Here is an 11,603-nt window from a genome sequence, read left to right as displayed (position 1 = left end):
ATGGGGGATGGACTGTGGTGAAACTCGTGAAAAAAATGATTGACTATGCGGATATGCTATCAGTGCAGTACTGCTAATCTCAGAAAGAAGGGAATGGTATGGGTCGCAGTGATGCCATGATGTTAGTGTACTCTCCTAATGTGGCAGAGAATCAATTTATACAGGCGCTAGGAACAAGTGAATGCTTTGCTGCGGTGTCCTGTAGCCCTGTACAAAAACAACATCTGCTTGAATTGGGAGTAAAAAATGTTGTTGAAGTGGATATTAAAGAAAAGTGCTTGATCAGCATTCCGGAGAATGAGTTCAGCAAGGTATATATTTTTGAAGAAGATCTGGGTCAATGCTGCGGGCTTATTGAAACTCTCCGGAAATGGACGTTAGGTACGATTTTCGTCATTACCAAGAACCGGTACCCGCAAATGATCTATAAGGCACTGGGTGCGAATTACGTTATACGAACGACCAGCGATAATCTTTCTTTTCTGCTGGATAAGTGAAAATGAATTAAAGGGGGCCATTCACATGCTGGATATATATATGATTGCTGCTCTAGTAATCCTTACCCTACTGATGATAGGGCTGGGCCAATGGGCGTCTGGAACTGTTGACAAAGGAAGTGACCAAGGATGATGTGGGTACTTGCAATCCTTATAGCCGCTCTTTTTGTGTACCTGACCTACGCGCTTCTTAATCCGGAACAATTCTAGACGATTTCAGGAGGGATTCAAGTGACAACGATGTCTTTTATCGCTATTGCAATAACCTTATTACTCTCTCTGCTGCTTGCGCGTCCTGCGGGGCTGTATATCGCGCAAGCCTTCAATTATGAGAAAACAGGGCTTGACCGCTGGTTCGGCTGGATCGAAAAACCTATCTATGCTATCGGGGGAATACGTAAGGAGAATTATAGCTGGAAGCAATACGCTCTGGCTGTGGTGCTCAGCAACTCAGTGATGATTCTACTGGTATATCTGATTTTCAGATTTCAGGGAGCCCTGCCGTTAAATCCAAGCGGAGTGGCTTCCATGGAGCCGACACTTGCCTTTAATACAGCTATCAGCTTCATGACGAACACCAACCTTCAGCATTACAGCGGCGAAAGCGGACTTTCATATTTGTCGCAAATGCTAGGAATCCTGTTTATGATGTTTGTTGCTCCGGCTTCAGCGCTTGCGGTAGCAATTGCCTTTATCCGCGGTTTAGCCGGGAAACCACTCGGGAATTTCTTCGTGGATATGATTCGAGGAATTACACGCATTCTGCTGCCGGTATCCTTTGTCCTGGCGTTTGTTTTTGTAGCTCTCGGTGTACCGCAAACTCTGGAGCCCACAGCTGTGGCCAATACGCTTGAAGGTGTCAAACAAGAGATTGCACGCGGGCCGGTTGCCTCGTTCCTGTCTATCAAGGAACTGGGCAACAACGGGGGCGGATTCTTCGGTGTCAACTCTGCCCATCCTTTCGAGAATCCGGGTGCAATCAGCAATCTGCTGCAAATTTTACTTATGATGCTGCTGGGTACGGCACTGCCGTTCACTTATGGGAAAATGGTCGGCAATAAAAAACAGGGCCGGGTACTATTCGTATCCATGGCAATGATGTTCATTGTCTTCCTGGGAATTTCGCTAGCCAGTGAAAATGCCGGAAACCCGGTAATGAATGCTCTGGGCATTCAGCATCAGCAGGGCTCCATGGAAGGCAAGGAAATGCGGTTCGGTGTGGCGCAGTCTGCCCTTTACTCTGTGGTCACGACGGCAACGGAGACCGGAGCAGTCAACACGATGCATGATACGTTAACGCCTATAGGTGGTCTAATAACGATTGGGAATATGATGCTGAATACCGTCTTTGGCGGTGTCGGAGCAGGTTTTGTCAATGTGCTCATGTATGCGATGATTGCTGTATTTCTATCCGGGCTAATGGTAGGGCGAACACCGGAGTTTCTCGGCAAAAAAATTGAAGGTAAAGAAATGAAGTTGATTGCGATTACCTTGATAATCAATCCTCTGCTTATTCTATTGCCTACGGCCCTGGCTCTTATGACTCAGTCGGATACCCTCTCAAATCCCGGATTTCACGGACTGACACAGGCGCTGTATGAATTCACTTCATCTGCCGCCAACAATGGCTCTGGCTTTGAGGGACTTGGAGATGCAACGCCGTTCTGGAATATATCCACTGGGATTGTAATGTTTATAGGCCGGTATTTCTCAATCATTACAATGCTTGCCGTAGCCGGTTCGCTGGCCGTCAAGAAATCTGTACCGGAGACCTCTGGGACATTCCGTACAGACAATGCATTGTTCGGCACTGTTTTTCTTGGTGCAGTGCTAATTGTCGGAGCCTTAACATTCTTTCCGGCGCTTGCCCTGGGACCTATTGCTGAATTCTTGACGCTGAAACCTTAAGAGGCTATGGATGGAGGAATATGAAATGAGTACAAAAAAAAGTGCATTAACTAGAGATATCGTCATGCAGGCTACCAAACAGTCCTTTATCAAGCTGGACCCGCGCATTATGATGCGTAATCCAATCATGTTTGTGGTGGAAATGGGGTTTATCATTACCTTACTTCTTGTTTTTGTACCTGGGGCATTTGGCGGAGATGTATCCTCTGGATTTAATCTGGCTGTTGCGTTCATACTGCTGTTCACCGTGCTTTTTGCCAACTTTGCAGAAGCACTGGCAGAAGGCCGTGGTAAAGCGCAGGCAGATTCGCTCAAGAAATCCAAAAAAGAGATCACGGCAAACAAGGTCAGTGGAAACTCGGTCAAGCAAGTGCCATCCACAGAATTGCGTAAAGGTGATGTTGTAATTGTAGCCCAGGGTGAAATGATCCCCGGGGATGGGGAAGTGATTGAAGGCTTGGCCTCGGTCGATGAATCGGCCATTACGGGTGAATCTGCTCCGGTCATTAAAGAAGCCGGCGGAGACTTCAGTTCAGTAACCGGAGGAACCAAGGTAGTCAGCGACCGGATTAAGGTCCGCATTACCAGTGATCCCGGCGAGTCATTTTTGGATCGGATGATTTCATTGGTAGAAGGGGCCAAACGTCAAAAAACGCCAAACGAGATTGCTTTAAATACGGTACTGGTCAGTTTGACGATTATTTTCCTGATTGTAGTGATTACCCTTCCTTTCTTTGCGGATTATTTGGATATCCGTCTGGAGGTTCCAGTACTGATTGCACTGCTGGTCTGTCTGATTCCAACCACTATTGGTGGATTGCTGTCAGCGATCGGTATTGCGGGAATGGACCGGGTCACTCAATTCAATGTATTGGCTATGTCCGGTAAGGCGGTAGAAGCCTCCGGGGACATCAACACGATTATTCTGGATAAGACAGGAACGATCACGTACGGTAACCGTATGGCCAGCGAATTTATTCCGGTCGGTAAGCATTCTATTCAAGATGTGGCCGCCTGGGCAGCCTTAAGTTCGGTCCGGGATGAGACGCCAGAGGGGCGGTCTGTGCTGGAGTTGATTAAGAATCAGAATCTCTCTTTTGAGGAGTCCATAGCTGAAGGTGCGGAGTTCGTTGAATTCAAGGCAGAGACCCGTATGAGTGGTATTGACCTCCCGGATGGACGCCATATCCGCAAAGGAGCGGTAGACGCAGTAAGACAATGGGTTACCGGTCAGGGAGGGATGATCCCGGATGATTTGCTGGCAAACAGCAATGCTATTGCATCGGCGGGGGGGACACCGCTTGCTGTAGCTGTCGATCAGACGATGTACGGCCTCATTTACTTGAAGGATACGGTAAAACCAGGGATGAAGGAACGTTTTGAGCAGATGCGGAGAATGGGAATCAAAACGATTATGTGTACGGGTGACAATCCGCTGACTGCCGCGACTATAGCTGCTGAGGCCGGAGTCGATGATTTCATCGCTGAGAGTAAACCGGAGGACAAAATTGCCGTGATCCGTCGTGAACAAGCGGAAGGCAAACTGGTAGCCATGACAGGTGATGGCACCAATGATGCTCCAGCATTGGCTCAGGCAGATGTAGGGATTGCCATGAACAGCGGAACAGTTGCTGCCAAAGAGGCCGCCAACATGGTGGACCTTGATTCCGATCCATCCAAAATCATTGAAGTGGTCTCGATCGGCAAGCAGTTGTTGATGACCCGCGGAGCCTTAACCACATTCAGTATTGCAAATGATATCGCCAAATATTTTGCGATTATCCCGGCAATGTTCATGGTGGCCATTCCTGAAATGGAAGTATTAAATGTGATGAGACTGCATTCCCCTCTCTCTGCTATCCTCTCGGCCTTGATTTTCAACGCAGTCATTATCCCGCTGCTGATTCCTCTGGCTATGAAGGGGGTTGCTTACAAGCCGATGAGCTCATCGCAGCTCCTGAGCCGCAACCTGATTGTATATGGCTTGGGCGGCGTAGTTGTTCCATTCCTTGGAATCAAACTGATTGACTTGATTGTCCAATTTTGGGTATAGAAGGGTGAATGAGAAATGAAGAGCATAGCTGTTACAATAAGAACAAGTATCATACTCATGGTCATCGTTCTGGCCTATCAGCTGGTTGTGACCGGGATCGCCCAGGCAGTGATGCCGAAGAAAGCGGATGGCAGCTTAATCTATAATGATAACCATGAAATCATCGGCTCTAAGCTGATCGGACAGAATTTCACTTCTCCCGGTTACTTTCATGGCCGGGTATCCAGTATTGAATACAATGCCGCATCTTCCGGTACACCAAACTATGCGCCTTCCAATCCCGACATGCTGGACCGTACGAAGGCAGCCGTAGACGCCTGGAAGATGGAGAACCCTAGTGTGCCTGTATCCAAGCTGCCGGTTGACCTGATCACCAATTCAGCATCCGGATTAGATCCGGATATCAGTGTGGAGGCTGCTCAGGTTCAAATACCGCGTATCAGTAAAAGTACGGGTATACCGGAAGCTGAGTTGAATGCGCTGGTCGCACAACATACCAAAGAAAGAGAGCTTGGAATCTTTGGTGAACTGACCGTCAATGTTCTTATGCTCAATATCGATGTGCAGAAGACGGTTAGTGGAAAATGAAATTAATAAGGGATTAATCAAGTTATACACGAAGACGCCGGCAAGTATTTCTTGCCGGATCTTTGCGTATATTGTGGAGGGAAAGGCCAAGTGGAGAACTTCAAACGGAAAAGTCCAGAGGAAATATTGTTGTCCATCTCCAAGCTGCATCGTGGACGGCTCAAAATATTCATTGGTGCTGTAAGCGGATCGGGTAAAACGTATCATATGCTGCGGGAAGGTACGACGCTTCAACAGCAGGGAATAGACGTGGTAATCTGTGCGGTCTCTACCCTGCAGCGCCCGGAAACTATTGAACAGGTGGGTGAACTGGAACGGATCCCAAGTATTCATTGGACGAAAGCAGGCATGGAAAAAAAGGATTTGAATATAGAGGCTATCCTTAGCAGGAATCCTGAGGTCGTGCTGGTAGATGGTCTGGCTCACCGGAACCGGCAAGGTGCAGAGCGGCCGACAAGATTAGAGGATATCCATTTCTTGCTGAGTCATGGAATCAGCGTCATGACGACTGTCAATGTGTATGAGCTGGAAGACGTCAGGGAGCTTGTTCAGAAATTCATGGACATTCAGGTAGAAGAAACCGTGTCTGCGCACACGCTGGAGATTGCAGATGAGATCAGACTGATCGATGTTACCCCGGAAACGCTGCTTCAGCGTGTATCGGAAGGACATGTGCGAAACAGCAAGGCCTCTCCCCTGTTTCAGCGGGGAACGCTGGGCGTGCTGCGGGAGCTTGCCCTCCGGCTGGTAGCCGAAGGGGTGAATGACTCCCTGGAGAAGCACCGGGAGCAGATGGGTATGCTTGGACCTTCAGGAGCGGCGGAGCGCATCCTGGTATCTACCCAATATCACTGGAATGGCTCCATTTATGTGCGGCGGGGTCAGCAGGTCGCCAAGCGGCTGAACGGAGAGCTGATTGTGGTTACCTTTGTGAGCAGGAAGCATCCGCTGACGAAGGAACAGGCCGCCTTTAAGGATTCGCTCGTTAAGCTTGCTAAGAAGGTTGGGGCAGACTTCGAGGAGCTATCCTTCCATTCAAGGAGACGATTGCCGGACCGTCTGATCCGCTACGCCCTTGAGCACAATGTGACCCGGATTGTGTTAGGACATTCCCGTCAATCCAGGTGGCAGGAGTTCTGGCAAGGCTCAGTGGTCAATGATATCCTCCGCAAGTCCACAAATATGGATATCTTTATGGTTGCCGACCGGGCGGAGCATCAGGGGGAGAGGATTATGCCAGCCAAGCTGGCAGCTCCGGTGGACAATTCGAGGTATCACCGGCTCAGCTCGCGGGAAGTAGATGAGAAGATTGGGCGAATCAAGCGGGGTCGGTTCAAGGTTTTGATTGGCGCAGCTCCTGGTGTCGGCAAGACGTATACCATGCTGCGGGAAGGCAATCACCTGCTGAAGAAGGGCGTAGATGTGGTAATCGGACTTCTGGAAACCCATGGCCGGTTGGAGACTGGACAGCAAGTAGCCGGACTGCCTTTCATTGAGAGAGCCCAAATTAAATACTCAGATACGGTACTGGAGGAAATGGATACAGAGGCCATTATCCGGCGAAACCCAGAACTGGTTCTCGTGGATGAGCTGGCCCACAACAATGTCCCAGGGAGCGCCAACAGAAAGCGTTATGAAGATGTCATTAAAATTCTAGATGCCGGGATCTCTGTGATTTCCACCGTCAATGTTCAGCATCTGGAGAGCCTCAATGATGCTTTAGCACAAATTACAGGAGTTCGGGTAAGAGAGACGGTGCCGGATTCCATTCTGCGTCTGGCGGATGAGGTCGAGCTCATCGATGTGGCGCCTCAGGCGCTGCAAGCCCGAATGAAGGAGGGGAAGATCTATGCCCGGGAAAAAATAGATCAGGCGTTGGGCAACTTTTTCAAAATCGGAAATTTAATTGCCTTAAGGGAACTCGCACTTCGGGAGATCGCAGATGATGTAGATGAGCGTCTGGAATCATGGGAGCGTAAAAATTCATTGCGTGGACCATGGAATAAGCAGGAGGTGATCTTTGTCTGTGTCAAGCTGAGTCCGAATGCAGAAAAACTTATCCGCCGGGGGTTCAGATCCGCCTTTCGCATGAAAGCTGAATGGATCGTGTTGTACGTACATGCAGGCAAAGAGATGACAGAAGAGGAACGAAAGAAAAAGGATTCGATTGAGAACCTGACCCTACGGCTGGGAGGAAACTTCGAAATGATCCTCTCGGCTCCTTCCGCCAAGCTGGCTGAAGTGATTCAGGAGAAAGCTGATAAGCACCGGGCCACCCAACTAATTATTGGTCAATGTGACCGCCCAGTGTGGAGAAGAATATGGGAAGGAACGGTTATTCAAAAACTGCTCCGTACGGCAAGACATATGGATATTCTGATCGTGGCTAACTACGATCCTTATATCAAGCGTGAAGATCTGTCTGCTCATGATTTATAACAAGCAGGGTGCTTATCACTCCATGAATACAAGAATGATCAATGTGACAAATATGTCATGCTGAATGGAAGAATGTAAGGTCAATCGATTTGGAAATAATGATGTCCCCCGTATACTGGTAAATTAAACATCATTCATATGATATTAGCCGTGTTGCCTGCATTAATCCTGTATCTCCTCTTCAAGGACACGATAAAAAGCCGTTTATTCAGCCCTACTCCTGTCGTGATCGGTTATGATGGATGGGATTAGCTATAAACAAGCCTTCGGAATCGGACTGTTCCAATGCCTGATTTGTTGAGTTCTGACGATTTACTTCTAATGTTAATTGGCTTCGCGGCATCCTTCATAGTAGCAATGATTGCAGTAGTGAATTTTATCAAACTGATTAAACGTCTTCGCTTGGAATGGTTCGCTCTCTATCGGTTTGTTTTAGCATCTAATGTGAGTTTCTGGAGAAGGTTCAAATTTTCACAATATATTTTTGTTTCAAAATGCGATACACTGGAATTACATAAGATTGTGATTGCTAACTGATGGAATTTTACAGCAGCGGAAAATCACATCTTCTTATCTATTTGGGAGGTGTCTTTTTGGAAGACGTAATTGATTTTGTCCAAACTTTCAAAGGTTTAGAGGCGCGGATTAATGAATTCATTAACGAGGATTCGTCTCTGGAATATGTGGAGGGATCTGAAGAAGTAGTGGCTGGAGGAGCTTAAGCCTGGTCTAAATTAAAACCCGCTGAAATAAATAAGCAAGATCACATTGACTCTGATTATATAGAATTAGCAGATAAGATCAGAAAAGTTTTGAAAAATGAGCACAGCCCCCATATTGAAAAATTTGAACGGAGTTGCGCCTTAGTTTTAAACTATATTCGGCAAGATACATTGCTCTGGGTTCCTGGTTTGAAAAATGTGATTGAAAATATAAAATCCGAATTGGATTTACAGCAGTTTTTCATGGAAGTGACACGCTAGTCTATTATATTGTGGCCCGTCAACCGTAATCCGTTGGCGGGCGTTTTTCATTACCAGACATAAACACCATTTACATCGAGAAACTCACCGTTATGCCGTTTACCATCCGTTGCGTAGCCGACAATAATAGCTGCACCGTCAGCTTTGGATTTGCCGCCTTCGGCATTGCCGTTCAAATCCGTCTTGGTGAAACCAGGTGTGACGGCGAATACTTGAGTATTGCTGTCCTTGCATTCAATCGCCATGGCCACGGTCATTGCATGGTTGGAGGTTTTGGAGGCGTTATAGTCAAAAGCATTAAGATTTATAGTCATGGGCCCCGCCTATCATTATATGGTAGTATTTAGTAAATGGAGGGACTTAAATGAAATTAATTAAGAGATTGGGTTTGTGGTTGCCGGTCCTGTCTGTAGCGGTAAGTATGATTAATCTGTCAGGACAAGATGATAAAAACCTGCTGCTTTTTTTGACAAGTCCTTTGCTGTTATGGCTTAATCCTCAGCTGACAGATCTGCATTACAACATGGATAATGAACTTCTGTTCCAGTGTATACTATACGGCATTCACTTCTTCTTCTGGTTAGGGTTTGGTTTATTGTTCGATTGGCTATTAGCGCGCAGAAGAGCAAAATAGAGTTTCGGTTGTCATTTATGGAACGAAGATCTTTGATGTGCTGTTTCCGTGGAGGTAGCCCATTGCTTGCCGTCCGGTGAAGTCCAAAGGGCATGGCCAATACGGATTTCCCAAGAATAATGCTCCTTATCCTGAATTTCAGCAGCGTCCCAGGACAAACTGTTCCATGTACCCGCGGTAGGGTCAGTTATAGCATTCCAGTGCTGCCCGTAATCTTGGGTTACGAAAAAAAGGAAAAACGAAGTGTTTCCGCCCTGTGCATTCTGTATCTCCGGGTGATCCGGAATCATGATTCCATAGGATGTTGAGCTGAAGAAAACAGGCGGTGCAGGATCAAACATGGAAGAGGCGTACTGATCAGGCACTTCAAGCTTCTCTTGGGTCCAGTGCGCTCCGCTATCTCCGGTTGTGTACAGCCGCTGCGTCCCTGGCTGCGGAGTGTTGATGGTTAGCCAGCCGTTATCCGCACTACTGAATGTAAATGCTCCAACCGGTCCGGACGGTAAGGTTCCGTTCTCCGAATCACTGAGCTTATCCCAGGTCTTGCCGCTATCGGCCGTCTGGTAGATCGCATTATCAGCTCTGAACATCCCGGAACCGGCAGAAGTGACCTTCCAACCGTGCATCTCATCCAAATTATATTGATAAGTCTGAATGTTCTCTGTAGACACAGAAGCACCTGTATCAGCGGCTGGTGCGGGCATAGAATTAAATGTGACCCCCCAAAGACCAGCTACAAGTTGCAGCATTAACCAAACACTTCTTAGAATTTCCACTACAAACACCTCCCTTGTCCATAGTAAGGGAAGGCAACTGGATATAAGTTACAGAATCATGATGAAACAATTAAAAATATATAACCAAAGGAAAGGAGGAGAGAGTGGCAATGAGCGAAGCAGAGGATAACAAAACTGAACTGGAGAAGCGGGTTGCTGCGCTGGAGAAACGGATTGCTGTGATGGAGAACTATAACCCGCCCCCGCAGTCCACCAAAAAGGTAGTCTGGATCATGCTTGCGGTAATACTCGGAATCTTCCTGGCAATGGCGGGTATCGGGATTATCCAGTTTGTCAGCAGCGGCTAGTCGTTATTCTTGTCATTAATCAGCAGAGAAGTGCAGACCAGCGCTACAATAAGCATGATGCCCATTGCGATCATTTGAAAGATATTATTATAGGGATCTGAGAACGTTATGTATTCGAATACGACCTTGGATAGTAAATAGTAAAGAATACGCAATAGGCTTAGAAAGACTAGAGCGGCTACGATCCATTTCTTGATTGTGCTGATAGTGATAGAATCACTCCGTCCGCGGGGATAATAAATTGCAGTTACTCCCATTATTGTACAATATGGTAGCACAAGAGAAAACTGAAAATTGCAGTCCCCTGACCCTTTGCCCATAGCCTGATTTAAGGTTGGTTTAAGCAACGGTGAGTATATTGTATACATACCCCTGATAGAAACCTCAGACCCTGCCGGACGTTGGCGGGGTCACTTTTTATAGGGTGAAAGGTTACAGACTGAGCGGTGCTGGCTATATGCTGATTATTCTGCTTCAGAGGATTAATCGTACTCCTTGGGTTCCTGCAGTAAGATGGAGAAGGTCTGCGTTTCGTGGTCCACTTCAATGGTCTCGATGCCGACAAAATCCGGAATTTCGGGATGTACTGCATCTACGCTGTATTCCGGATGGGTCAGCAATAATTGAATGACTTTTATGGCTTCCATGTCGCTCCCCTTTACGGTTGAAATGTCACCATGCATAGAGGTACATCTGTTGTTCTTATGTCTATGCCGGTATTATCCCCGCAGCGCTTAGCGAATATGTCTATGGATTAATTTTCTGTCTTCGTTTCTTTCCATTACGGCCATTAATTGCCCCTGGAAAATACGCCGTTGGATCTGGTCAATCCGCTGCAAAGCCAGCTCCACAGGTACCTGAAAGGTGCTGGAAAGCTCAGCCACGGCATCCTCACGCAATTCAGGCAGTGTCCGTGCAGAGATCATGGAATAGGGCATGGCGGCATACAGAATAAACCTCTCTGATTCATCCTCCTGCGACTGTGTGAACTGTTCAGGCATAAGAGTATGCTTGCCGGCATGGCGGAGCAGATGACACAGCTCATGGAGGAACTCCAGCCGCTGCAGTTCGGGAGGGAGCCTGTTGTCGATGAACATGCTGTACATTCCGGCGCTGGCCTCAATGCTCTTGCTTCGGACATCCAGATAATGAATCCAGATATTCAGCCGTTCGGCTATGTATTCAATAGATATGTCTGACGGCTGGCGGACAGCGATACGCTGATATAAATCCTCTGTCCATTTCTCCAAGGCAGTCATCTGATAATAGGATTGCATAATCAATCACCTCAATATAAGATCGTATGTTCGTATTGATGGTCAAAAGAAAAGCCCTGAAGGGCTTAGCAATCAGCACACTCAATAGTCAGCAGCTGAATGAATATGGAACGGGTGTTCCTATGTATGTAAGCATAAAG

At 47.3% G+C, this 11,603-nt stretch carries 14 protein-coding genes; 10 read left to right on the top strand and 4 right to left on the bottom strand.

Annotation, left to right across the window (positions count from 1 at the left end; translation table 11 throughout):
* Window positions 1-98 precede the first annotated feature (98 nt).
* From R50912_RS35745 to R50912_RS36260, 8 genes are all read left to right on the top strand, one after another.
* Window positions 99-497: a hypothetical protein gene (locus R50912_RS35745; RefSeq protein WP_042238468.1), complete on the top strand. Its 399-nt coding sequence runs from the start codon at window positions 99-101 to the stop codon at window positions 495-497.
* A gap of 129 nt (window positions 498-626) precedes the next feature.
* Window positions 627-707, top strand: coding sequence for a K(+)-transporting ATPase subunit F (gene kdpF, locus R50912_RS36500; protein WP_063840080.1), 81 nt, complete (start codon window positions 627-629; stop codon window positions 705-707).
* 30 nt (window positions 708-737) lie between these two features.
* Window positions 738-2,405, top strand: a complete 1,668-nt coding sequence (gene kdpA, locus R50912_RS24130; protein ID WP_042243159.1) for a potassium-transporting ATPase subunit KdpA — start codon at window positions 738-740, stop codon at window positions 2,403-2,405.
* A gap of 25 nt (window positions 2,406-2,430) precedes the next feature.
* Window positions 2,431-4,458: a potassium-transporting ATPase subunit KdpB gene (gene kdpB / locus R50912_RS24125; RefSeq protein WP_042243157.1), complete on the top strand. Its 2,028-nt coding sequence runs from the start codon at window positions 2,431-2,433 to the stop codon at window positions 4,456-4,458.
* Window positions 4,459-4,473: 15 nt separating this feature from the next.
* Complete coding sequence (kdpC, locus tag R50912_RS24120) at window positions 4,474-5,046, top strand: potassium-transporting ATPase subunit KdpC (RefSeq protein ID WP_042238467.1); 573 nt, start codon at window positions 4,474-4,476, stop codon at window positions 5,044-5,046.
* 90 nt (window positions 5,047-5,136) lie between these two features.
* The gene (locus R50912_RS24115; protein WP_042238466.1) at window positions 5,137-7,485 is read left to right on the top strand and encodes a histidine kinase; all 2,349 of its coding nucleotides are present in this window, start codon (window positions 5,137-5,139) and stop codon (window positions 7,483-7,485) included.
* Between the two features lie 285 nt (window positions 7,486-7,770).
* Complete coding sequence (locus R50912_RS36035) at window positions 7,771-8,022, top strand: undecaprenyl-diphosphate phosphatase (RefSeq protein ID WP_269322074.1); 252 nt, start codon at window positions 7,771-7,773, stop codon at window positions 8,020-8,022.
* Window positions 8,023-8,078: 56 nt separating this feature from the next.
* A complete protein-coding gene (locus tag R50912_RS36260; protein ID WP_269322073.1) occupies window positions 8,079-8,207 on the top strand; it encodes a hypothetical protein in 129 nt (42 codons plus the stop codon).
* Between the two features lie 311 nt (window positions 8,208-8,518).
* Here R50912_RS36260 and R50912_RS24110 read toward each other — a convergent pair whose 3' ends face one another.
* On the bottom strand, window positions 8,519-8,782 hold the full coding sequence (locus tag R50912_RS24110; RefSeq protein ID WP_231637706.1) for a Rossmann-fold NAD(P)-binding domain-containing protein: 264 nt from the start codon (window positions 8,780-8,782) through the stop codon (window positions 8,519-8,521).
* A 50-nt stretch (window positions 8,783-8,832) separates the two neighbouring features.
* Between R50912_RS24110 and R50912_RS24105 the strand changes: the two genes are divergently transcribed.
* Window positions 8,833-9,102: a hypothetical protein gene (locus R50912_RS24105; protein ID WP_042238465.1), complete on the top strand. Its 270-nt coding sequence runs from the start codon at window positions 8,833-8,835 to the stop codon at window positions 9,100-9,102.
* An 11-nt stretch (window positions 9,103-9,113) separates the two neighbouring features.
* Here the strand turns inward: R50912_RS24105 and R50912_RS24100 are convergent, their stop codons facing one another.
* Window positions 9,114-9,773, bottom strand: coding sequence for a WD40/YVTN/BNR-like repeat-containing protein (locus R50912_RS24100; protein ID WP_197072973.1), 660 nt, complete (start codon window positions 9,771-9,773; stop codon window positions 9,114-9,116).
* 215 nt (window positions 9,774-9,988) lie between these two features.
* On the opposite strand from R50912_RS24100, the gene R50912_RS24095 reads away from it, so the two are divergent.
* Window positions 9,989-10,186: a hypothetical protein gene (locus R50912_RS24095; protein WP_042238463.1), complete on the top strand. Its 198-nt coding sequence runs from the start codon at window positions 9,989-9,991 to the stop codon at window positions 10,184-10,186.
* A gap of 482 nt (window positions 10,187-10,668) precedes the next feature.
* On the opposite strand, the gene R50912_RS35260 is transcribed toward R50912_RS24095, so the two are convergent.
* Both R50912_RS35260 and R50912_RS24085 read right to left on the bottom strand, forming a co-directional pair.
* Window positions 10,669-10,833, bottom strand: coding sequence for a hypothetical protein (locus tag R50912_RS35260; protein ID WP_156123296.1), 165 nt, complete (start codon window positions 10,831-10,833; stop codon window positions 10,669-10,671).
* A gap of 87 nt (window positions 10,834-10,920) precedes the next feature.
* Window positions 10,921-11,463, bottom strand: a complete 543-nt coding sequence (locus tag R50912_RS24085; protein ID WP_042238460.1) for an ImmA/IrrE family metallo-endopeptidase — start codon at window positions 11,461-11,463, stop codon at window positions 10,921-10,923.
* Window positions 11,464-11,603 lie beyond the last annotated feature (140 nt).

Origin of the sequence: Paenibacillus sp. FSL R5-0912 (genome assembly GCF_000758605.1) — a bacterium.
Lineage (GTDB): Bacteria > Bacillota > Bacilli > Paenibacillales > Paenibacillaceae > Paenibacillus_AQ.
Note: the sequence above shows the minus strand (reverse complement) of the source record. Positions and strands in the feature narration are given on the sequence as shown.